This window comes from Tissierella sp. QWL-11, assembly GCF_058683765.1.
In genome coordinates this window covers 453,868-476,295 of record NZ_CM178750.1, presented here as the reverse complement: position 1 = coordinate 476,295, position 22,428 = coordinate 453,868, and the positions used below count along the sequence as shown (strand labels likewise).

The following is a 22,428-nucleotide window of genomic DNA, read 5'->3' as shown; positions in this document are numbered from 1 at the left end:
AGTGTACAAACTCAAATGAAAGGAAGATAGCTATGAATGATTATTATAGAAGATATCCAAGGTCACATAATGGTTCAGAATATTGTTGTCATTGTATTGATCTAAGAGATTATGGCCCATGTCCTTATGTAGTAAATATCCATGAAGCTGCAGAACAAAATACTAATTTTAGGCTTGCACTATGGACAGGAACATATTTACAACTGACCTTGATGAGTATAAATCCTGGAGATGATGTAGGATTAGAAGTTCATCACGATGTAGATCAATTCATTCGTATAGAAGAGGGCCAAGGTCTAACTGTTATGGGAGACAGTCCTAATAATATGTACTTTGAAAGAAGAGTTTGTGATGATTCAGTAATATTAATACCTGCTGGGAAATGGCACAATCTAATAAATATAGGTTGTACTCCTCTTAAATTATATTCTATTTATGCACCACCTGAACATCCTCATGGTACAGTTCATAAAACTAAAGAAGATGCTGAAATGCATGATAATAATTGGTAATTTTTATATTAACTCTACAATTTAAATCTATTTCATTTAAAAAGATCTCTCTTTGTAGTTGAGAGATCTTTTCTCCTTAATATCTCAAAACTGCTGATATTTCACTATCATCAGGGAGTTTATCTTTTGATACAGAATATACTGTTCCACCTCTTGTAGTTGTTAGAGCTGCTGCATATGCAACTAAGTCTTCTGCTTCAAATTTTTTATCATTTAATATCTTTACTTTATTGTTTTCAGGATCAAAATTACCCCATTTTTCTAAATCCTCTGCTATGAAGAGAGTTTCTATTTGTCCTTTATAGGCTTGAGGTATTATTTTGCTCAATGAATTTGAATATAATTTATTTTTTTGACCCTTATACTGTTCATATTTTTGTTTTGCCAATTCTTGTATTTTATTAAACTTATCTTCCATAATTCCCCATGATTTTTCATGTAAATCTTTTGCATCTAATATTTCAGGATTTCCTTTAATATATTCTTCTACTATATTTGGATATTTACTAGATTCTTTAAATATTGGTATTAAATATTCTACTCCAGTAAGAATTAAAGGTATATTTCCTTTTTTATATCTATCTAATGATTCATCTATAGCTCTAAAATACTTAGTTACTTGATTAATATCAAAGTCATTTTCGACTCCTTGACCTTGTGTAGCCTTGTTGTAGACTAAGGAATTTCCACCTACTGGACTAGATGTTTTTATTTGAAGATTAGTTCTAGGATCATAATCCATATTCAAATCTTCTACACTCCCTGGAGCATTTTTTAATTCTATTTCTTCAATAAATTGTTTAGATGCTTTAAAAAGTCTATTTTCATTTTGACTAATTGCTAATATATAGTACTCTTTATCTCCAGTAAATAAGGAAATAAGAGGTTTAGTATAAAATTTATTTGATAAAACTGTCTTTTCTTCTACTTCAAATGGAAGATTATAATAATTTATTTCTTCTCCATTTATAAATACTGCTAAAGACTCACTTTGATTTTGCCAAAACTTGGTCTCATCTACTAAATTACTAGCTGGTTTCAATATATTTTCTACTTCTTTTTTAGTAAGTTTCATATTATACAATTTATCTTCTGCTTCTCTTATTCTCTGTTTAAATCTTATAGCATTTTGCTTTACATCTGCTCCCATTTTAAAAGTAGGAAAATACATAGATATTAATAAATCACCTTTTGTATCTAATAGTTCTTCATAAATTTCTTTATCTAAAATATTCATTTTACCTCCTTTTTAAAAATTTATTTATATATATTAATTTGTCCAATATATAGTTTCATATGTGTATTTATAAATACCTTATATAGATAAATAATGAAGATGAATTTCCACTTTTTTATTTATATGGAAATTTATTTTATTTTTAAAATTAAAAATGGGACAAGGCATCCTACTCCTTATCCCAAATATATTATGCTGCAAATTGACTATTATATAATTCTGCGTAAAATCCATTTTTCTCTAATAACTCTTCATGACTACCTTGTTCTATTATATCTCCATCTTTCATTACAAGTATTATATCTGCATCCCTTATGGTAGACAGTCTATGTGCTATTATAAAGCTAGTTCTTCCTTCTAAGAGATTTTCCATAGCTTTTTGAATTAAGACCTCTGTCCTAGTATCTACAGATGAAGTTGCCTCATCTAAAATCAATATATTTGGATCTGATAATATGGCCCTTGCAATAGTTAATAATTGTTTTTGGCCTTGAGAAACATTGTCAGCTTCCTCATTTATCAACATATCATATCCTTCTGGAAGTGTCTTTATAAATCTATGGGCATGGGCAGATTTAGCAGCGGATATTACTTCTTCATCTGTGGCATTTAATCTTCCATATCTTATATTTTCCATAATAGTTCCAGAAAATAGCCATGTATCTTGCAATACCATACCTATATTGTCTCTTAAATCTTTTCTTGTAAATTCATTTATATCATGATTATCCATTAAAATTCTTCCGCCATTTAAATCATAATATCTCATTAAAAGTTTTACTATGGTAGTTTTACCTGCACCTGTAGGACCAACTATAGCTACTTTTTGTCCTGGTTTTACATCTATTGAAAAATTATTTATTATTATATTTTCATCATCATATCCAAAATTAACATTTTCAAAAGTAACTCTACCATCTACATTTTCTAGTTTTATAGGATTTGATGCCTCTTTTACCTCTTCATCTTCTTCTAAAAATTCAAATACTCTTTCTGCTGCAGCTACTGTAGATTGTAATACATTACTTATTTGTGCTACTTGTGCTATAGGTTGAGTGAATCTCCTTATATACTGGATAAAAGCTAGAATATCGCCTACCTGAATAACTCCCCTGATTGCAAACCATCCTCCTAGGATTGAAACTGCAACATATCCAATATTACCTATAAACTTCATAATAGGCATCATCATTCCAGATAAAAATTGGGCCTTCCATGCAGAATTATATAGCTCACCATTCATATCTTTAAATTTCCCTTCTACTTCTTCCTCTGCATTAAAAGCTTTCATTACATCATGTCCACTAAATACCTCTTCTATATGTCCATTTAGCAGCCCTAAAGATTTTTGCTGTGCTTTGAAATACTTTTGAGATTTCTTAACTACTAGCAATACTAACACCATAGATACAGGTAAAATCAGCACTGCCGCAATGGTCATTCTCCAAGATATAGATAACATCATAATCAAAACACCTATTATAGTGGTTACAGAAGTTATGATTTGGCTCATACTTTGATTTAAAGATTGACTTACTGTGTCAACATCATTTGTAACCCTAGATAAAATATCTCCATGGGTATTTTTATCAAAGTATCTAAGGGGAAGTTTATTTATCTTTTTAGATATGCTCTCCCTAAGATTATAGGATACATTTTGTGCAATCCCTGTCACTATAAATCCTTGAATATATGAAAATATAGCTGATAAAATATATAATCCTAAAAGTATGGTTATAACATTTCCTATATAGGAAAAATCTATTCCTCCACCAGGAATCCCAGATATTTTGGATATTAAACCCTCAAATATCTTTGTAGTAGCCATACCAAGAACCTTAGGTCCTACTATTGAAAAAGCTGCACTTCCTATGGCAAAGATTATAACTAAAATTAGTTTCCACTTATAGGGTTTAAGATAATTCAATAGCTTTTTAGAAGTCCCTTTAAAGTTTTTGGGTTTCTCTACTACTCCCATTCCTCCTGGACCAGGACCTCCCCTTGGGCCTTTAGGAGTTCTCACTTCTCTATTTTCTTTGCTCATATTGATAATTCCTCCTCTGACAATTGAGATAAGGCTATTTGTCTATAAACATCACATGACTTTAAAAGCTCTTTATGAGTTCCTGTCCCAACTATTTTACCTTCATCTAATACTATTATCTTTTCAGCATTTTTAATTGTATTTACCCTTTGAGCAATAGTCAAAATAGTAGCATCCTTTATATTTTCCTTTAAAGCCTTTCTTAAATTTGAATCAGTTTTAAAGTCAAGGGCAGAAAAGCTATCATCAAATATCAATATCTTGGGTTTTTTAACAATGGCCCTTGCTATTGATAATCTTTGCTTTTGTCCTCCAGATACATTTGTACCACCTTGAGATATAGGAGTAAGTATCTTTTCATCTTTTTGCTCTACAAACTCTCTCGCTTGAGATATATCTATTGCATCTTCTATTTCCTTTTCATTTACATCAAAATTTTTCCCATATTTTAGATTGCTCTTTATATCTCCTTTAAAAAGAGTTGTTTTTTGAGGAGCATATCCTATTATTTCTCTTAAATCATGGATTTTTATATCTCTTATATCTATTCCATCAATGGTAATTTGACCCTTGCTTACATCAAAGAATCTAGGTATAAGATTTATTAAAGACGACTTACCACTACCTGTACTTCCTATAAAAGCTGTAGTCTCTCCAGGATTTGCTTTGAAACTTACATTTTCTAACACACATTCTTCAGCTCCTGGATACTTAAAGCTAACATCTTTAAATTCTACTACACCCTTTGAGCCTTCTTTTATACTAATTGGCTTTTCTGAATCTCTTATCTCAATTTCAGTATCTAAAACTTCTCCTATCCTTCCAGCAGCTACAGTTGCTCTTGGTAACATTATAGAGATTACTGATATCATTAAGAAACTCATGATTATTTGCATAGCATATTGCATAAAGGCCATCATATCTCCTACTTGCATACCGCCTGCATCTATCTCTTTTGCCCCTATCCATACAATAAGTAGCATGATGCTATTCATTATAAACATCATAGTAGGCATCATAGTAACCATAAGTCTGGATACAAATAAGTTTGTCTTTGTAAGATCTTTATTCGCCTTGTCAAACTTCTCTTCTTCATGACTTTGTGTGTTAAAGGCTCTTATTACCATAAGTCCATTTAAGGATTCCCTAGTAACTTGATTTACTTTATCAACAAGTTTTTGTACAATCTTAAACCTAGGCATAGCAAAGGTAAATAGAATTCCCACTAAAATTATTATTCCTGCAACTCCAACACCCACTATCCAAGCCATAGAAGTATTTGTATCTAGTGCTCTTATTACTCCACCGATTCCAAGTATTGGGGCATAAAATATAATCCTAAGAAACATTACCATAAGCATTTGAATTTGCTGTATATCATTAGTACTTCTTGTAATCAATGAAGCAGTTGAAAATTTATTGAACTCATTATTTGAAAAGGATATAACCTTTGAAAATGTCTTTTCCCTTAAATTTCTTCCAAGGGATGCTGCCACCCTTGCAGACAAAAACCCTACTGATATAGATGCCACCATCCCTATTAAAGCAATTAATAGCATTATACCCCCAATTTTCAGGATATAATTTGATTGAGCTTTTTCTATATCTACACCTAATTCTTCATATTCTGCTTTTATAAAAGGAATAGAAGATTGATCAATCATAGATTCTGGAAGCTCACTGAACCTTTCATCAATTTTTGATCTGATTCCATTTAACTGTTCTTCAGGCATATTTGAAATTACTACAAAAGGATCTACTCCTTCTGGAAACTGTCCAAATGGATTCTCAGCAGTCATCTCTTCTTTAAATATTCCTTGAGATCCTCCATTTTCTATCCCATATACTGTAAGCATAGCTTTACTTAAAAAGCCATCTAGTTTTTCTATGTTTTCTACTTCTGCCTCATTGAGTACATATATAGTTTGCCCATCAATTAAAGGATATTTTTCTTTGTATTCTTTGTATTCATCTTCACTTAACTCTTCTATTAATTTATAACTCTTTTCTACTATATCTTTTTGTTCTTCATTTAAAAATATCTTTATTTTTTCTAATTCACTTTTTCTTATTATCTCTGGCACAGTATCTTCTATACCATTTTGTTGTATACCTACATTTACTATCTTCGACATATAATCTGGTAAAGCTAATTCTGTCATAGCCTGAAAAAACAATAGTCCTACTATTATAATGACAATGAAAGTAAATGGCTTCATTTCTTTTATTATTCTCTTCATATTTCCCTCCTAATTATGCTTTAATTTTCTGATATGGAAAGATTCTCTTTAACTTGTAAAAGAAGCCTTCTAAGTACAATCTTTTCCTCTGTATTTAAGTTTAAAAACATCTCATGCTCCATTTTTTTCATCATTTTACTAGCTTTTTTGCATACTTCTTTACCTTTAGGGGTAATATATACTCTAGAAATTCTTTGATCTTCACTATCTTGTCTTCTCTGGATCAAATCTTCTTTTTCCATCCTCTTTATCATCACATTTACTGTTGAAGCTTTTATATGTAATACCTTTGCTAAATCCTTTTGACTTTGCCCATCTTTTTTATTTAGTATAAATAAAAGAGGGGGTTGCCCAGGATATAATCCTATTTCTTCTAACAGTTGGTGTGCTTTTATGTGATGCAGTCTAAGTATTTCTAAAAAAGCATAGTAAAGAGAATTTTTATCTATAATTTCCAATTTCTCATCTCCTATTTAATTAGTCGTCTAATCATACTGAATACAATACTCCTATATTTAACTCTTGTCAATATCCAATATTTACTTATTTAAATTATATTTAACTATTAGTTGACTAAATATAATTATAAATGCTTAATTATACTTATTTGGTGTATAAATAAATTAAATCCTATTTTATTTAAATTTAGCAAGGGGTGTTACTATGGAAAACCAACCAAGGGAAAATAGACTAGGAGTAGAGCCTATTTTGCCACTTTTAATAAAACTATCTATTCCATCAATACTATCTATGACTATTCAAGCTCTATACAATGTTGTAGATAGCATCTATGTAGGACAATACAGTAAAATGGGTTTGTCTGCACTATCACTAGCCTTTCCCTTACAATTAATTTTAATATCTATATCAGTAGGTACAGGTGTAGGTACTAGCTCATTGATATCTAGACTTTTAGGGAAGGGAGAAGATAAAAAAGCATCTAATGTAGCAGAGCATGTACTTTTACTGTCTATTTTTTATGGGCTTATAATTGGTATTATAGGAATGTTTTTTTCCAGAGATTTAATCAGTATATTTACTGATGATATAAGTTTAATCAATCTGGCTACAGAATATATTAGTATTATATTTATAGGATCTATATTCTTATTTGTCCCTATGTTATCTAATAATATACTTAGAGGTGAAGGCAATACCTTTGTACCTATGGTCTCTATGCTTATAGGTTCTATTATAAATGTAATACTTGATCCATTTCTAATCTTTGGTATAGGATTTTTCCCAGAACTAGGAGTTGCAGGTGCAGCTTATGCCACAGTATTTAGTAGATTTGTAAGTGGAATTTATATTGTATATAAGGTATTAAACAATAAGGGAGATTTACAGTTAAATTTAAAGAAGTTTAAGTTTGACTTTTCTATTATAAGAGATATATATAGTGTAGGTTTTCCTGCTATGATAATGCAATCTTTGGCATCGGTTATGGTAGGTGGTCTAAATATAATAGTAGGATCTTATAATCCTGATGCCTTAGCTGTAGTAGGGATATACTTTAGACTTCAAAGTTTTATATTTATGCCAGTATTTGGACTAAACCAAGGGTATATGCCAATAATAGGCTATAATTATGGACACAATAATCCAGAACGGATGAAGAAGACAATTAAGTATGGTCTTATAGTAGGTTTTACAATAACTATGTTTGGATTTATCCTATTTCAAACAATACCAAGGACTTTGATCACTTTATTTAATGATGATCCAAATTTAGTAAAAGTAGGAATAGATGCCTTAAAGACAATAAGTCTTTCATTCCCAATAGTAGGTATAGCTATAGTTGGTTCAACCACATTCCAGGCCATAGGGAAGGGTTTTATAAGCTTGAGTTTATCGTTTCTAAGACAAATCATAGTACTGCTTCCTCTTGCTTATATACTTGGAAAAGTAGGAGGACTTAGTTTAGTATGGTATTCTTTCCCTATTTCTGAATTAGTTTCTTCTATTCTATTGTTGATATTATTTAAAAAGATATTTACAGAAGTGTTTAGAAAAATGGAAGATTGTAAAGACCTAGATAATTGTGATGAGAATTAGGAAAAGAGAAATAAATCAACTTGAAATGTAGAATGATATTTGCCCTGAAGATGATAAAGAGTGTTATAATAATAAGCAATAGATATACTAAAATATCTATGTGTCTTCTAACATATATATACTTGGCGAAGGGAGTAGATATTATTTATAGAAAAACAAAGAAAATCATTGTTCTATTTATATTGTTTATGGGTGCAATCTCTATTTTTATAATAAGTAAACATAACAGTTATTTGGCAGTTCCTAATCCTGAAAAATTAAGCAGCATCACGTTTATTAATGTTGTCAATGAAAAATGTGCTGAAAGGGTTGTTGTTTATGAACAATCGGACATATATGAACTATTAGAAGTATTCAAAAACTCTAAGAAAATAAATAAAGACAGTATCTCTGACTTTCCTAACAAAACAAAATTTACCGCAGTTCTTTTTAACTTTACATCTGGACATAACAGTCTACGGTCAATTTATGAAGAGAATGAAACTTTTTATATAGACCAACCATATAATGGTATTTTTAAATTAGGATCTAATGACTTGGATGTATTAAATGAGATTATAGAAAGGGGAGACAGAGAAAGTATTTCAATGCAACTTGATGAGATACTTAAAAAAAATTTGAAAAAGTAACTTAATAAAATATCTATAGAACAAATTCACTTATGAGAATAGATAAAGATCGACTATTACTTTACTTTAAAAATATAACTAATCTGTATCTTTAAGCGTAATTAGTCATTCCTAAGATACAGATTAGTTATATTGCCTTTTACTTATTAAATTTACCATTAACACTCTATATCGATTTTTTAAAAACATCTAGAAGTTTAATTACTTCTCACTTTTATGTCAATCATAATTTTTTATTGTGTAGCTATCTTGGAATTACTAAATACGAGTGTTTATGATATGTATAATCACAATTTTTATCTATCCATTTTTCTTTTGTAAAACCTGAACAATATGCTGCCCTTTCTGATGTATTACAGTTACATGAACCTATACTGGTGCATTTACTCCCTGCTTGGGTTAATGCTATATGACAGTCACTCCCATAAAAATTTTTTACAGCCTTGGCTTTTTCATCAGCAGACCCGTTTCTCCAATCGTAATGCACGTCGTCTGTACTCGAACCATTAAATCTATTACAGTGAACCCAGTCTCCGGGGTAATATTTATCACCGTAACCTTTACGATAAGATACCATATTATTAGTATTAAGGAATTTATCTTCTTTTTCATCCATTACAGCTAAAAGTTCTCCTGAACTAGCTCTGAAAACAATTTCTGATCCATTTGCCTTAGTCATTTCAATAATAGATATATCAAAGCCATCTAATCCTATAGTGATATTAGAAATATTTTCATCATTTAAAAGTTCTGATTTAGAAACTACTTTTGTATCTTTGGGTATTAATATAGTTCCTTTTGAGCTAACTTCTACCGGATTGTTATCAGCATATAAAATAAGATTGTTTTGAGTGGATGGGTTTATCCTTGTTTTTATTATAACTTGAACAGAGTCTTTTAAATAATTTATATCGGCATTTAGATCATTTTCTAAAAAAGATTTATCTTTTTTAGAAAATACTTTATCAAAGACATCCTTAGAGAATACATCCTTTGTTTCAGTGTATACATTTACTTCCATTAACTCAATCTCTTTTTCTTTTATAAGAGCCTCCCCTCTACTTTCATTCGGGTATGCTACTGCTGTAAATACCATTAGCATAATCAATACTAAAAACACAACAAATCTTTTGTTTTTCATAAAAACAACCTCCTCATAGTAAGTTTGATATTAGCATAACATAGATATTGCAAAATTTTTGTCTAATGTAGTCGAGTGGATAGATTACACCTACTTAAGAAATCTTATCTAATTTATCTATCGCTTCCTGTATTAATTTAATTAGCTCAATATTTTCTCATTCAAGTTATATTCTATCAAATATTCTATAGTATTTTTCTGCTTACCTTAAAAATAATTATTTTTGATTGTCTTTTTTTGTTTCTTTTATACACACAAGTTGAACACTGTTATGGCAAATAAAAGCTTTTATAACCTCTTCTCATTAATCATCTACAAAAATTATGGTTTATCTATTATAATGTAAAAGATTCAAATCATAATTACCAATAATCTTATTTATAATAATTATTTTTTTGTTAATATCATATCCTATAATTTTGCTCCTAATAGGTAGATGAATTAAAAAAACAATTGCAAAACTTAGTATTCTAATTCTTTTTTCTTTTTTATGTGTTATTATAGATTCTATGTTCATCTTAAACCGTTCATGATATTGAGCCTCCAGCTAAAATAAGACTAACAGCTGCACCTATACTACTTGGAACTACCAATAGAATACAAAAAACAGTATAAACGAAGTTGCTTTTTTAAACATTTTTTCCCCTTAATAGTTTAATTTTCAATTATCGAAATATTTATTTATAAACAAACCATTTTAACAATGTAATATTATGTTATTATTTTATAAACAGAAGACTAAATACTCTCATAGATTAGGGCTAATGCAATCAAAGTAATCAATATGATATCTAAATAATATTTTTTATAAATTGAAATACAGTTGCGAATAACAATATAATAAACAAAACTATATGTTTCAAAATTATCTCATTTTGTTTTATATCCCTTGTCTTTTTACATTTAAAATAAATTAAAAATAATAAAGGAACAAAAGATAAAATAATTCTTACTATGTCGAAGTATAGTTTTATCTCTTCAATAGTAATTATAAAAAATAAGACAAACAAAAATACATACAATACATAAATTCCTTTTTCCTCTAAAATATCTTCTTGCAAATCATTTAAAAATTTATCACTCATGCTTATTTACCTCTATATATAGTTCTACTGAATCAATATATTGTTTTGCAATAGATAACATATCATCAGATAAGTCTCCAACCATCAATATATAGCCTAGTAAGTCTGCATTTAAAAGTGGTTGTCTTACTGAAGTACCATCCTTTATAAATCTTTCAAATTTTACGAATTTCTCATCATTATATATTTCACTTGGCAATTTCATATATTTAAGTATACCTGTTTTATCAGCTTGAATCTTATGTATCACAGAACATTTCAACTTTGTGGGAGCCCATTTTTTATTAATTCCTAAGGATAAATCCACTGCATATGAAACTGGCGATAGTCCAGTTGAAAGTTCAATCATATCACTACCGATACCTCCTCCAGCAAGCCTGGGGTTTATCTCAACAATCTTAATTCCATCTTTTTCATACTTAGCTTCAGTATGGCAAATAGCATTTTTTATACCCATTGATGTTATAACATCTTTTACAGCTCCATATAATTCTAATTCATGTTCTTTCGAAGGAAAAACATGTGCTATTTCAACAAATTGTCCCCTCTCCTTTCCTGAAGTTATCTTCTTAGTTATACCAATAAGTTCTATCTCTGACTCAGTAGAATATGTTTCTACACTATATTCTTGTGAACTCATATATTCCTCAATTAATAAAGCCTGTGATTCTTTTTTTTGTCCAATTCTATTTAAGGTGTTTTTACTTATTTCATTAAATTTAATTTCTAATTCATCTTGGCTTGTTATCAAAAGAACATTAAAACTATCATTTTCATCTTGAGGTTTTAGTATAAGAGGATATCCTAATAATTCTGCCTTTGCCAATGCATCTTCTACATTTTCAACTAAAAAATACTTTGGATTATATTTTGGATTTATCTTGTCTATTTCTTTACGCATATAGTATTTATTCCTGCATAATCTTGCACATTCATATGGTATAGTTGGTAAGTTTAAAGTTTCAGCGACATATGCAGCTTGCGGAACATAAAAATCTGCAAAAGTTGTTACAGATTGAATTTTGATATTGCTATTACTCTTTAACTCTAAAATAAAATTTAGTAAATTATTTTTGTCATCTGTATCTGTTTCAATTACAACATCACATATTTTAGATATTCCGCAGGAGTCGTACTTTGATCTATTCTTTGTTAAGAGGATCACATTTAACTCCTTGTTTTTGGCAACCTTTATTCCCTTATATCCTGCACCAGTTGTTGTTGCTTCAATAAAAATAATACTATTCATAATTTTCCCTCCCTAAATTATAACTAATGAAATTTGAAAAATATAGTAATTTAATCTTTATCTATGCAAAATATAGTTTCTAATAAGATTATTTATGACTTTAATTTCCATCTCCTTCTGTTATAATAATTATAACAGATAAAGTTTGAATTGTGTTGAAATTCGGTCTAAGTGTTGTTTTTTGGTTTGAGCAGTAATTAAAAAGTATATTTAAATAAAAAAAGACTATATTAAAGAGGGATATGGACTTAGGATTATAGAAGATATTGTAGATAAATATAATGGATATCTAGATATAGATATAGGAGATAATGAGTATTCAGTTACTATAATACTTCATTTAAGTCACTCCTAAATAATAAAAAAGGGGCTGTTTCATAACTAATTTAATAGTTATGAAACAGCCCCTTTTTTAAAATATTTTTGTTTAAAATACTCCAAACTCTTTCAGGCAAAAATAAATTACTGCTATTGTCATAATTGCAATATCCCACTTTGCGGATATAACTTTTCGTGTTCCCTTATATTTCTTCATCTCAATTATAGCATTAATTATAACTATAACTGCTATGGTCGTTAGAATTATAGGGAAAGCAATCAAATAAGCTTCAGATTGTTTATCAAGGGAGTCAGTAAAAGAACGCCTAATAAAAGCTAGAATCACAAATATTATTATATATAATCCATCCGGTAATTCTTCTTTTTCCAACATTTAATCATCTCCCCTGTATTAAATCAACCATATATTGTAGTTTTCCCAAGATAGTCATCAAAATATTGCCCTGTATAAAATAATGTTTCAATCTTCATATCTGGTCTTGGTTGATTAATATTTTTATAATAGATATATTCTTTCCAACTAATGTAGAAGAAATCTGGCAATAAATCACCAATTGCATAATCTTTGAGTTGGTCTAAAATAGCTCGTTTTAGAGTAGTAGGGGCCATTCCTAGTTTAATAGAGATTACTGCAATAACTGTGTCCAGAGCTAATTTACCAACATCTAATGCACCAGTTCTTAATCTTGCTTCAATCCATTCACTTTTAATAGTTCTTAAATTTAAGTCATCATTAATAATCGGAGAATTTTTTATACGAAAACTATCTTACCATATAAGGTTCTTTGATATCTATATAATACTGTGCATATATATGTATGGAGTTTTCTATATGTCCTATATTTACATTTATTCATTACTACCCTTTGATGAGTATCCTTTTAATATAAATATAATTCCTATACCTCCTCCAAAAACATCACTCCAGAAGGGTGTATTTACGAATAGATGAATTAAAATCACAATTAAAATTATAGATATACCTAAAAGCATATCTTTTATTTGATTCATAGAATTTGTTCCTCCTAAATAATATAAATTTTATTTTGTATTTAAAGTTGTCGTGCTTTCTTATAAAAAACTATGTTTCTTCGTTTCCAATTTACTATTGACATGAAGCCTCTACCTATAAGTACTAATAGTGCTGCTGTTTCAGCTAATGCTTTTTCTTTTCGTGTAAGTTCTCTTTGAAGATCTTTATTTCTTTTTTGTTCTTCTTTTAGACTATCTTTAAGCTTATTTGGATCTTCTGAAACTTCCTCATTAGCGTTAAGACATTACTTTCTCCATGTTTTTACTTCATCTACGAAGATGCCTTTTCTTCTACAGTACTCAGCTAGTTCGATTTCGTTAAGGGTTGATGTTTCAAGTACTATTTGGAATTTATCTTCAGATGTCCATTTATTCCGCGATTTATATTTTGTTTTATTATCGCCATTTTTAGCTTTACTCTTTTTTATCCATTCATATATTGTAGGTCTAGGAATTTCGAGTTCTTCTGATAAACTTTTAACTGTATCTGTTGTAGGTTGTTCTAGTGTTTTTAGTAGAGATGCTTTAAATTCTTCGGTATATCTTTTGTTTTTATTGTTTTTAGACATGGTTTATTCTCCTTAGGTTTTGTCGTAAATATATTATACATTATTTTTACTCTACGACAACTATCCTACCACATAGAGATTTCAACCTCATCTTATGATTTTTAAATAAATTAACTTTCTGCTAAACTATAGCGTTCAATTTTACAGTAGTTTTAGTAATCCTCCAAAGCGTTATAAAATACAGTAAGTAACATTTAATAAAGAAGTCAAGTTTGACTTCTTTATTAAATGTTTTTATATAATGCTAATTTATTCATTCTACTGTCAAATAATCAAAGTGTTCAGATATGCCTCCTGAAAAGCTTATTGAACCACCACTCGGAAAACCTACACTTGGAATAACAGTAAAATAACTATGCCCATATCCTCCCACCACTTCAAATGTTGAAATATCCTTATCAGGATGATATAAGAAAACTCTAAAATATCCACTTACCGCATCTCCACCATATGTGTCTCTGTTATAAGGGAACTTAATACTACAACCCTTATTAGCACTTTTATTATCTATTGTAAAGGTTTTGGTCGTTAATTTTCCACTAACAGGACTTTTATAGTTTACTCGTGCATAAGAATTGTTTTCATTAGAATTAAATTCCTTTCCCCAGCTAACTGCAACTATATCATAATATCTTTGCAGTGGAAGAATTGACCAAGACCAATCAAAATCAACAACTGCATCAGTTCCATTGGTTGAAGAATGCGAAAAACTAATTTGACTCATATTCACACTTAGTCTTGAATCTAGCAGAATCATATCTTCTTTCGTGATATGGTTTTTCTCATCTATGTTTTTAGGATCATTTTTATGTTCATATTTTTTTAATATTTTAATTTGTCTATCGGAATAGCCCATATTTTCTAATATTTCCTTATCTAGTTGTGCTCTTTTTAATAATTCTTCAGTAGGATCAAACTTTCTTATTTCATTTATTTCATTTTCTGTATATCCATGTGCTTCTAATTCTTGATTACTTTGTTTTTTGAGATTATTAATCATTTCTAATTCACCAATTGTTTTTGTATTTCTATGTGTTAGCTCTCTGGCTATAATATCACTTGCACTCACTTGTGTAATAGAAGAAATTATAAAAATCATAATCATAAATAAAGAAACAGTTTTTTTCATAAGTTTTTCCTCCTCTTAAAGTATAATCTTAGTTATTATTTGAAATTCATATTGAATTTTAATACTGAAACTCATTTTTACATAACTACTTAAAGTATTATTAAACAATTTTCTATTATACTTACTTTCCTTTTATTTCTTTAATATCTGTGATATTTCCTAGCATCCCCTCATTAATCCCCTTTGGTGCCTTAGGTTCATAATACAAAAAGTAAGAACTTGTATTCTGCGACTCCACTGCCACCTTCTTTGCAAACTCACCTATCTTCTCCATTTGATTAATTAATACCTTTCTCATATCCCTTCTCCTCCTTTAGTTTTATTTTATTAACACTCAATGCTACTATCATTAAAGAACTGCTAATAGCAAAGAAGTAATTAATCCCATTTATAAAACCTAGTTTCCCAAAATTGTAAATTATTAAAGTTATAAATAAAATAATACTTAGATTTATATTCTTCTTTGTATTGCACCTATCTATAGTCTTTTCATTAACAATTCTATTTTTATGTACTTGAGGAATAGTGGTATAAATCTTAATTGTGGAATAAATAATAAAAATTATTCCAGCGACTTCTTTATAATTGTATTTTAAGCTGTTTTCTAAGAAAATTATTATCATAAAATTCAAAAGTGTGATAGATAGACATCCTAAATAAGTTTTACTGTGATAGCCTCCTACATTTCTTCTAAGTAAAATCAATACACATAAATAAATTATAGCTAATATAGGCTCTCCTACCATTATTCCACTTAAAAGTATGATCACGGCAGTTAAGATATTAGTCCCCAATACTTTTAATCCATAAATTATAACTTCTCTTTCCTCTTCATCTTTGGATATTTGTAAAATATAGTTTTTAATAAGATTATTTATCACTTTAATTTCCATTCCCTTCTGTTATAATGATTGTACCAGATATAGTTTGTGTTTTGTTACAATTTGGTCTAAGTGGTCTTTTTTTGGTCTGAGCGGTAATTTAGGGGGGATTTTTATGTTTAAGATAGGGATTTGTGAGGATGATAAAAATTTTGCCTTGGAATTAAAAGAAATTATCTATAAAAAGTTTATAGAGTATAATATAAGGTGTAAAATCCAATGCTTTTATTCAGGAGAAGATATTCTTGATAATATAATAAATACTAAAGTACAATATGATATAATCTTTTTCGATATAGAATTACCTAAGTTAAGTGGGATAGAAGTTGCAACAAAAATTAGAGAATTATATGAAGATACTATATTTATATTCATTACATACTTAAATGAAAAGGTATATGAGGCACTAGATTTAACTATTTTCCATTTTATTAGGAAAAGTCATTTCTATGAAGAAATAGATCCTATTCTTAATCATTAATAAAAAGATTAGATTATCTAGTTCAAAAATATCCTTTTCCCATAGATGATCAATTAATCTATTTTAAACTATATCACATTTTATATCTTGAAATATTGGACAGGCAGTTAATCATACATACTCAAGAAAATAAATATATTTCAAATTACCGTTCTTTAAAAGATATACCTTTTAAACTCACAGAAAATCAATTTTACGAAGTTTATAGAGGAGTAGTGGTTAATCTAAATCATGTAAAAGATTTTACAGAGGACAAAATTATTCTTTCTAATAAAGCAACTCTTCCTATATCTAGAAGACGACTCAATGATTTCAAACAAAAATTTTATAGATACATTTCATCTAAGAGCGAGGGATAGTTATGGCAAATCTTATACTAAGTTTTATATTTTCCATTATAGATACCGTAGTCTTCTTAAATTTATTATTTATGTTCAAAAAAAACAGGGACAATTATAGATTTACCAATATTATTGTACTAATTAGCATGTCTGCTATAGCATTCACTTTGACTCTATTAGGAGTTATCCCCTATATTAAAATAATTATCATTTCTATAATATTATTTTTAATAACATTTTTATATAAAATAGAGTTTTATGAGAGAATATTATTAGTTGCATTGTATTATTTTATAATAATTATATCTGAGCTTTTAGTTACTCTACTAATTTCAAATGTTCTAAATATAGATTTTGAAACTATAGAGTCAGCTTATAAATACTCTTTTTTATCTTTGGGTGTAATGAGTAAGTTTGTAAGTATAATAATTGTTTCAATAGTTAAAAGGAAGTTTAGTAATAAAAGGATTATACTTCCAAAGGTTTTAAACTATATCCTTATAGCTATATTACTATTGTCTAGTGCTTCTATGATTTTACTATTTTATGCCACTTTAAGTTTGTCTTCTAAAAATATACAATTTATTTTATTTTTAATTTGTCTATTTATATTGTTTATAGGTATAGGAGTGCTTATAATATATTTTTATGCGAATAATTTTTATATTAATTTACAAAAGGAAACTACAAAGTCAATTTATAATAAATCCTATGCAAAATTTGTTATAAACTCTAAAAAAAGAGAAGATTCATTATCTAAGATATGGCATGATATGAATAATCATATTAAAACTTTAGAAAGAATGACTGATTTAGAAAGCAGTGATCAAATTAAATATCTTAATTCTCTTAAAGAAAAGATCAAAAGAGTTCCCAATAAAATAAGCTCTGGTAATAATTTAATTGATATAATTTTAAACGATAAATATTTAGAAGCAAGTTCTCATCAAATCAAATTTGATGTAAAAGCTGTAGCTCCACCAAAGTTAAATATTGATGATTTAGATCTAAGTTCTATTTTATTTAACACAATAGACAATGCTATGGAAGCTTGTTTAAATAGTGATATAGAGAATAAATATATCTACTTAGAATTGTATCCAGAGGGAAATTTCCTATATTATAAGATTAAAAATAGCTATGATAATAATATCCGTCCTGGCAAAAAGGTGTATTTAAATAAAAAGGACTATATTGTAGAGGGATATGGTCTTAGAATTATAGAAGATATTGTAGATAAATACAATGGATATATGGATATAAATAGAGAAAACAATGAGTATTCAGTTACTATAATACTTCATTTAAGTCACTCCTAAATAATAGGAAAAGAGATTTTAACATCTTGGATAATTTACATTAAATGATATGCTTTTTAGCTCGAAGGAATATTGGATACTTTCTTGAACCCTTGTTATATAGATAAATTTAACCCATATAGAAAATTATTTAACTTGTGTTTACTTTTGCATTGCATGTGATATAATATAAGTAAGGTAATCGATACCGCAAAGGTGCGGTTACCACTTATACGATTATATTGATATAATCACTCTGTGGACTAGACAGGGTGATTATTTTTTATCCTTATTTATTTCCTTTATCAGGATAACAATTAAGGAGATTAGTGATATAATTAGCATACCAAACGAAATCATTAATGAAATTGCTTGAAATGTATCCATATCACACCACCTCCTTTCTTCTGAAGTGAGGTGGCAACCACACCTGCTTTCTCGATTACCTTATCCTAATTTTAACATATGGCATATTTATAAACAACTCTATTTATCTACACTTTAGATAGTCTATAATAGAATGTTCCTTATTCAGATGGCAATAGTTTTTACCAGATAAAGTTTAAGTTTTATTAGAATTTGGTCTGATGGGTAATTTTTGGGGTATCATTCTATATAGAGATAATTACACAAGTGCAGAAAGGAGTCAACAAAATGGATGTAAAAGTAACGCATATATTTCACAGTGGCTTTATACTTGAAACAGAAGACATACTAATGGTATTTGATTATTACAAAGGTGATATCGATTTAAAAGATAAAAAAACTATAGTATTTGTAACCCACGGTCATGGAGATCACTATACAAAAGAAATATTTAATTGGCAAGAAGAGATAGAAGATATCTCTTATGTGCTGAGTTCTGATATAAAAGATGCTCCAGATTCAAATAATATATATACTATGAATCCCTATGAATCATTGGATGTAAAAGATATTCATATTAAAAGTTTTGGGTCTACAGACTTAGGTCTTTCACTACTCATAGATTATAAGGGTAAATCAATATTCTTTGCAGGTGACCTAAACTGGTGGCACTGGGAAAATGATAGCAAAGAGACACAAAAAGATGAGAAAATACAATTTAAAAATGAAATTGAAAAAATAAACCAGATAGCTACACATATAGATGTAGCATTTTCCCCAGTAGACCCAAGACTTGGAGAAGGATTTAGTTTTGGAGCAGAATATATTATACAACAGTTAAGTCCAGTCTATCTAATTCCGATGCACTTTGGGGATAAGTTCGATACGTCAAATAGATTTATCAACAAAATAGGTGATGTAGAGACTAAAATTGTGGATATAAATAAAGAAGGTCAAGTGGTTCAAATTAAGAAATAATTGAATAGACTATACTAAATAGGCAACTTTTAACGTTTTATTACAGTTTAGATTAAGTGGTACTTTTTTGATTTAATCGGTAATTTCAGGGCATATTTTTATGTTTAAAATACGGATTTATGAGGATAAATTGTATTGACACTATAGTATATCCTAGGATATACTATAGTTGTAAGATAATAAAATCAATTCAAATTTTGATTATGATAGACCAGCTATTAAAAGTCAATAAATAATTTAATTTATTTTACCTTTGTGATTATAGAATTTCTGTCAGAACCCGTCAAGGGAAAAAGAGCCCCTTGACAGAACCTGCCATAAATTCTTATGTAAAATTAGGCAAAACAAATAAGCCTAAACTGTGTGTACAAAATTTAGGATGATAAATAAGCTATACAAGTGATTGTTACTTGATATCAGGCACATAAGGTTCATTATCACGCAATACAGCAAATATAATATTACACATTTTTCTAGCAACTGCACCAACTGCAGTTAAATGGTGTTTACCACGTGCTTTGAGTGACTGATAATAGACAGATAATGCCGGATCTTTAAATGCAGCTACTGTAGCTGCTAACCAAATTGCTCTACGAAGATACGGAGAACCACGTTTAGAAATTTTAGTCTGTGTACCAACAAAATCACCAGACTGTTTTACAGCAACATCAAGGCCAGCATAAGCAACAAGTTTAGGAGCAGTTTCAAAGCGTGAGATATCACCAATTTCTCCAATGATTATGGCTCCAAGAACATCACCAATACCGGTAATAGTTGTGATAACTTGATTGGTTTGATGTAGCAAGGTTGAAATTTCGATTTCTAGTTCTTTTAATTGTTCTTCAATAAAGTTAATTTGAGCAATAATTTGCTTAATTTGAAATGCAAATGCATCTTTAGCAAAACTGACTCCAAAAGTATTAATAGCTGATTCTTGTATTTCAGAAGCTTTAGACAAACCAAAACGGCCTCTGCTTGCTTCTGATAAAAGTACTGTAAGAGTATCAGTATCAACAGATACCATATCTTCAGGAGTTGGATATTTTGAAAGAAGTTCTCTAGAAGTTACTCCAAAGGTATCTGAAAAGAGCTTGGAGTATTCAGGAAAAACTTGATCTAAAAGAGCAATACACTTGCGTTTCCAATCAGAACATTCATCTACTAAGGCAAGGCGATACCGAGATAATTGACGTAAAGCCATAATATCCTCATTCGCCAAAGATGTGGATGAAAACTGTCCGAAACGCATAATTTGAGCAATGATAAAAGAATCTTTAGAATCATTCTTGGTTTGCCTAATATACATTTTTCTAAAAGCATCTGATTGAATAGGATTGATAACATAAACAGTAAATCCAAGATCAATTAGATAAGAATACAGGCTAACCCAATAATGACCAGTAGCTTCCATACCAATAATTACCTTAGAGGTATCAGCTTCAAACTTATCAAGTAAAGCTGCTAATTTAGCACAGCCAGCTTGAGAATTTGAGAAAGAAATACTTTTAGCGAGAAGCTCACCATTAGAATTAATAATAGAAGCTTCGTGGTTTTTCTTAGCAATATCAATACCAACATAAAACATAAAATCACCAGCTTTTAAAATATTAACAGATAAAGTCTAGAACCTCTCTACTTTACACAATACAACCTCGTTAGATATTCAGTAACTAGGTACTATCCAGCTCATTCGCATATGGATGTAAAGAAGAGGCGTAACCCTATTTAAGGAAGACAACGCTTCAAGGAGGTAGACTACGACCCCTATCTGTACAACTATTATCTCACAAGATTAGTGAGATAGAAAAGAGATTATAGTTTAATAACTATAACTTTATTATACGAGGAGGTAAATATATGAAAATCGCCCAATTAACTAAATGGGGAAATAGTCAAGGAATAAGAATAAGTAAAGAAACCTTAAGATCATTAAATTTGGATCTTGAAGAAATAGAAAATCATCAAATTGAGTTTGAAATTAGAATAAGAAATGGCCAACTTATTCTAAATCCCATAAAAAAGATGACAAAACTAGATAAAATATTTGAAGATTTTAATGATGATCCAGCGGAATTTAAAGTTTCAATTGACTGGGGAGATCCAGTAGGTAAAGAAGTTTGGTAGTGAAAAATGGAGGTATCTAATGGAAAAAATCACAAAAAAACTTCATGAACTAGAATGTGGAGATATTATAAAATTAAATTTTTCTCCAACAAAGGGGCATGAACAGGCTGGATATAGACCAGCTGTTATATTAACTAATCCAAAAAAGCAAAATAGACTTTTAAATGGAATGGTTTCTGTAGCACCTATAACTAATACAAAAAAAGGCTTTCCCTTACATGTAGAATTAGACTCTAGGACAATAACAAAAGGCGTTATACTAATGGAACATCATAGAATGGTTGATTTAAAAGATAGGGAATTTCAGTATGTAGAAAAATTACCTCTAAAACAATTGCACAGGTGTAAAGAAATTCATGAAGCCTTATATGAAGATTTATTTAATATGTAAAATTCAAAATATATTTTGCATTTTACATATTATTTGTTTAAAATAACTTAACATACTTCTATAAGAATTAGTGTTAGTATATAAATCGGACAAATTAAACATAATAAATTATCTTGCATTTTTATTGATATAAATATTTAATGCTTTTACTCCCTTAAATGAAACAGTGATCAGTGACATATATAGTAAAATTTCTAATATTAATTTAATATAGCCTAAAGACATACTTAAATAAGCCAAACCCATTATAATACCCCCTTAAGATTTTAGATATATTTTTATTAGAGATTAATTTTTATTGTATTTT

The 22,428-nt window shown here is 28.8% G+C and carries 25 protein-coding genes; 10 read left to right on the top strand and 15 right to left on the bottom strand.

Going from position 1 to position 22,428, the window contains the following annotated elements; translation table 11 throughout:
* Window positions 1-32 precede the first annotated feature (32 nt).
* On the top strand, window positions 33-512 hold the full coding sequence (locus AC4PG3_RS02240; RefSeq protein ID WP_492197456.1) for a cupin domain-containing protein: 480 nt from the start codon (window positions 33-35) through the stop codon (window positions 510-512).
* 76 nt (window positions 513-588) lie between these two features.
* Here AC4PG3_RS02240 and AC4PG3_RS02235 read toward each other — a convergent pair whose 3' ends face one another.
* The 4 genes from AC4PG3_RS02235 to AC4PG3_RS02220 all read right to left on the bottom strand — a co-directional run bounded on the left by AC4PG3_RS02235 (window position 589) and on the right by AC4PG3_RS02220 (window position 6,491).
* Window positions 589-1,749, bottom strand: a complete 1,161-nt coding sequence (locus AC4PG3_RS02235; protein ID WP_492197455.1) for a baeRF7 domain-containing protein — start codon at window positions 1,747-1,749, stop codon at window positions 589-591.
* Window positions 1,750-1,939: 190 nt separating this feature from the next.
* Window positions 1,940-3,793, bottom strand: a complete 1,854-nt coding sequence (locus AC4PG3_RS02230; RefSeq protein ID WP_492197454.1) for an ABC transporter ATP-binding protein — start codon at window positions 3,791-3,793, stop codon at window positions 1,940-1,942.
* Window positions 3,790-6,033: an ABC transporter ATP-binding protein gene (locus AC4PG3_RS02225; RefSeq protein WP_492197453.1), complete on the bottom strand. Its 2,244-nt coding sequence runs from the start codon at window positions 6,031-6,033 to the stop codon at window positions 3,790-3,792. Before AC4PG3_RS02225 ends, AC4PG3_RS02230 begins: the two co-directional genes overlap by 4 nt.
* 20 nt (window positions 6,034-6,053) lie before the next feature.
* Window positions 6,054-6,491 (bottom strand): MarR family winged helix-turn-helix transcriptional regulator, encoded by a 438-nt coding sequence (locus tag AC4PG3_RS02220; protein ID WP_492197452.1) that lies wholly within the window; start codon window positions 6,489-6,491, stop codon window positions 6,054-6,056.
* Window positions 6,492-6,696: 205 nt separating this feature from the next.
* Here AC4PG3_RS02220 and AC4PG3_RS02215 point away from each other — a divergent pair, with 205 nt between their 5' ends.
* Both AC4PG3_RS02215 and AC4PG3_RS02210 read left to right on the top strand, forming a co-directional pair.
* Window positions 6,697-8,088 carry an MATE family efflux transporter gene (locus tag AC4PG3_RS02215; protein WP_492197451.1) on the top strand — a complete coding sequence of 464 codons (1,392 nt, stop codon included), beginning with the start codon at window positions 6,697-6,699 and terminating at the stop codon, window positions 8,086-8,088.
* A gap of 20 nt (window positions 8,089-8,108) precedes the next feature.
* Window positions 8,109-8,717 (top strand): DUF5301 domain-containing protein, encoded by a 609-nt coding sequence (locus tag AC4PG3_RS02210; RefSeq protein WP_492197450.1) that lies wholly within the window; start codon window positions 8,109-8,111, stop codon window positions 8,715-8,717.
* A gap of 244 nt (window positions 8,718-8,961) precedes the next feature.
* On the opposite strand, the gene AC4PG3_RS02205 is transcribed toward AC4PG3_RS02210, so the two are convergent.
* The 3 genes from AC4PG3_RS02205 to AC4PG3_RS02195 form a co-directional block, all read right to left on the bottom strand.
* Complete coding sequence (locus AC4PG3_RS02205) at window positions 8,962-9,858, bottom strand: hypothetical protein (RefSeq protein ID WP_492197449.1); 897 nt, start codon at window positions 9,856-9,858, stop codon at window positions 8,962-8,964.
* A gap of 791 nt (window positions 9,859-10,649) precedes the next feature.
* Window positions 10,650-10,943 carry a hypothetical protein gene (locus tag AC4PG3_RS02200; protein ID WP_492197448.1) on the bottom strand — a complete coding sequence of 98 codons (294 nt, stop codon included), beginning with the start codon at window positions 10,941-10,943 and terminating at the stop codon, window positions 10,650-10,652.
* Complete coding sequence (locus AC4PG3_RS02195) at window positions 10,936-12,192, bottom strand: ATP-grasp domain-containing protein (RefSeq protein ID WP_492197447.1); 1,257 nt, start codon at window positions 12,190-12,192, stop codon at window positions 10,936-10,938. Before AC4PG3_RS02195 ends, AC4PG3_RS02200 begins: the two co-directional genes overlap by 8 nt.
* 214 nt (window positions 12,193-12,406) lie before the next feature.
* Here AC4PG3_RS02195 and AC4PG3_RS02190 point away from each other — a divergent pair, with 214 nt between their 5' ends.
* Window positions 12,407-12,547 carry a GHKL domain-containing protein gene (locus AC4PG3_RS02190; protein ID WP_492198185.1) on the top strand — a complete coding sequence of 47 codons (141 nt, stop codon included), beginning with the start codon at window positions 12,407-12,409 and terminating at the stop codon, window positions 12,545-12,547.
* Window positions 12,548-12,619: 72 nt separating this feature from the next.
* Here the strand turns inward: AC4PG3_RS02190 and AC4PG3_RS02185 are convergent, their stop codons facing one another.
* The 6 genes from AC4PG3_RS02185 to AC4PG3_RS02160 all read right to left on the bottom strand — a co-directional run bounded on the left by AC4PG3_RS02185 (window position 12,620) and on the right by AC4PG3_RS02160 (window position 16,154).
* On the bottom strand, window positions 12,620-12,904 hold the full coding sequence (locus AC4PG3_RS02185) for a hypothetical protein (protein ID WP_492197446.1): 285 nt from the start codon (window positions 12,902-12,904) through the stop codon (window positions 12,620-12,622).
* A 476-nt stretch (window positions 12,905-13,380) separates the two neighbouring features.
* Window positions 13,381-13,542: a hypothetical protein gene (locus tag AC4PG3_RS02180; RefSeq protein WP_492197445.1), complete on the bottom strand. Its 162-nt coding sequence runs from the start codon at window positions 13,540-13,542 to the stop codon at window positions 13,381-13,383.
* Window positions 13,543-13,808: 266 nt separating this feature from the next.
* Window positions 13,809-14,132 carry a transposase gene (locus tag AC4PG3_RS02175; protein WP_492197444.1) on the bottom strand — a complete coding sequence of 108 codons (324 nt, stop codon included), beginning with the start codon at window positions 14,130-14,132 and terminating at the stop codon, window positions 13,809-13,811.
* Window positions 14,133-14,385: 253 nt separating this feature from the next.
* Window positions 14,386-15,261: a hypothetical protein gene (locus AC4PG3_RS02170; RefSeq protein WP_492197443.1), complete on the bottom strand. Its 876-nt coding sequence runs from the start codon at window positions 15,259-15,261 to the stop codon at window positions 14,386-14,388.
* Window positions 15,262-15,382: 121 nt separating this feature from the next.
* The gene (locus AC4PG3_RS02165; protein ID WP_492197442.1) at window positions 15,383-15,559 is read right to left on the bottom strand and encodes a cyclic lactone autoinducer peptide; all 177 of its coding nucleotides are present in this window, start codon (window positions 15,557-15,559) and stop codon (window positions 15,383-15,385) included.
* On the bottom strand, window positions 15,540-16,154 hold the full coding sequence (locus AC4PG3_RS02160) for an accessory gene regulator B family protein (RefSeq protein WP_492197441.1): 615 nt from the start codon (window positions 16,152-16,154) through the stop codon (window positions 15,540-15,542). The genes AC4PG3_RS02165 and AC4PG3_RS02160 overlap by 20 nt, the downstream gene beginning before the upstream one ends.
* A 103-nt stretch (window positions 16,155-16,257) precedes the next feature.
* Between AC4PG3_RS02160 and AC4PG3_RS02155 the strand changes: the two genes are divergently transcribed.
* Genes AC4PG3_RS02155 through AC4PG3_RS02145 form a run of 3 tightly spaced genes read left to right on the top strand, consistent with a single transcriptional unit; the run spans window position 16,258 to window position 18,283 of the window.
* The gene (locus tag AC4PG3_RS02155) at window positions 16,258-16,623 is read left to right on the top strand and encodes a LytR/AlgR family response regulator transcription factor (protein WP_492197440.1); all 366 of its coding nucleotides are present in this window, start codon (window positions 16,258-16,260) and stop codon (window positions 16,621-16,623) included.
* Window positions 16,623-16,982, top strand: coding sequence for a LytR/AlgR family response regulator transcription factor (locus tag AC4PG3_RS02150; RefSeq protein ID WP_492198184.1), 360 nt, complete (start codon window positions 16,623-16,625; stop codon window positions 16,980-16,982). Before AC4PG3_RS02155 ends, AC4PG3_RS02150 begins: the two co-directional genes overlap by 1 nt.
* 2 nt (window positions 16,983-16,984) lie before the next feature.
* Window positions 16,985-18,283 carry a sensor histidine kinase gene (locus AC4PG3_RS02145; RefSeq protein WP_492197439.1) on the top strand — a complete coding sequence of 433 codons (1,299 nt, stop codon included), beginning with the start codon at window positions 16,985-16,987 and terminating at the stop codon, window positions 18,281-18,283.
* Between the two features lie 255 nt (window positions 18,284-18,538).
* Here AC4PG3_RS02145 and AC4PG3_RS02140 read toward each other — a convergent pair whose 3' ends face one another.
* On the bottom strand, window positions 18,539-18,649 hold the full coding sequence (locus AC4PG3_RS02140; protein WP_492197438.1) for a putative holin-like toxin: 111 nt from the start codon (window positions 18,647-18,649) through the stop codon (window positions 18,539-18,541).
* Window positions 18,650-18,916: 267 nt separating this feature from the next.
* On the opposite strand from AC4PG3_RS02140, the gene AC4PG3_RS02135 reads away from it, so the two are divergent.
* On the top strand, window positions 18,917-19,606 hold the full coding sequence (locus tag AC4PG3_RS02135; RefSeq protein ID WP_492197437.1) for an MBL fold metallo-hydrolase: 690 nt from the start codon (window positions 18,917-18,919) through the stop codon (window positions 19,604-19,606).
* Between the two features lie 406 nt (window positions 19,607-20,012).
* On the opposite strand, the gene AC4PG3_RS02130 is transcribed toward AC4PG3_RS02135, so the two are convergent.
* The gene (locus AC4PG3_RS02130; RefSeq protein WP_492196428.1) at window positions 20,013-21,191 is read right to left on the bottom strand and encodes an IS110 family RNA-guided transposase; all 1,179 of its coding nucleotides are present in this window, start codon (window positions 21,189-21,191) and stop codon (window positions 20,013-20,015) included.
* Between the two features lie 272 nt (window positions 21,192-21,463).
* Here AC4PG3_RS02130 and AC4PG3_RS02125 point away from each other — a divergent pair, with 272 nt between their 5' ends.
* On the top strand, window positions 21,464-21,730 hold the full coding sequence (locus AC4PG3_RS02125) for an AbrB/MazE/SpoVT family DNA-binding domain-containing protein (protein WP_492197436.1): 267 nt from the start codon (window positions 21,464-21,466) through the stop codon (window positions 21,728-21,730).
* Between the two features lie 19 nt (window positions 21,731-21,749).
* The gene (locus AC4PG3_RS02120) at window positions 21,750-22,121 is read left to right on the top strand and encodes a type II toxin-antitoxin system PemK/MazF family toxin (RefSeq protein WP_492197435.1); all 372 of its coding nucleotides are present in this window, start codon (window positions 21,750-21,752) and stop codon (window positions 22,119-22,121) included.
* The last annotated feature ends 307 nt before the right edge of the window (window positions 22,122-22,428 follow it).